1 protein-coding gene is annotated in these 588 nt (G+C 46.6%); it reads left to right on the top strand.

Annotated elements, in window-relative coordinates:
- Nucleotides 1–588, top strand: a 588-nt coding sequence (gene rsgA / locus A3761_RS05075; protein ID WP_068749937.1) for a ribosome small subunit-dependent GTPase A, incomplete at both ends; no start/stop codon positions are given.

The raw sequence follows: 588 nt of genomic DNA, 5'->3' as shown, positions 1-588 counted from the left end.
TATTATTGTTGTCGCCACTGAACCCACACCCTACGCTAATCTAATTGATCGTTATCTGGTGGCCGCTGAAACTCTCGACATCAAGCCTGCCATACTGTTTAACAAAAGCGACTTGATTAATGATAATAACCGCGCTCAGATAGAAAAACTCTGCCAAAGCTATGAAGCACTTGGCTATGAAGTACTCAAGACCTCAGCCAATGAAGTCGAGCATTGTGAGTCCACCTTATTCGACTGGCTAAAAAACTACACCAGCGTCTTCGTTGGCCAATCCGGTGTCGGCAAGTCTTCACTGATTCGTAGTATTCTGGGTGATCAGAGCATTAAAGTCGGCGCGCTTTCGGAAGTATCCCGTAAAGGTACTCACACCACGACGACAGCCAAGCTTTTTCATATTCCGGGTGGCGGTAGAATTGTTGACTCACCGGGCATACGAGAATTCGGCTTATGGCATATCAATGAGCAAGAACTGTTGGAAGGTTTTATCGAACTCAGGCCGCATATTGGCTACTGCCGTTTTCGTGACTGCAAACATAATAATGAGCCCAAGTGCGCGATCCTTGACGCCTACGACAAAGGTGAGATTAG

This window comes from Oleiphilus sp. HI0123, from assembly GCF_001635315.1.
This window is presented reverse-complemented; position numbering and strand designations above follow the sequence as displayed.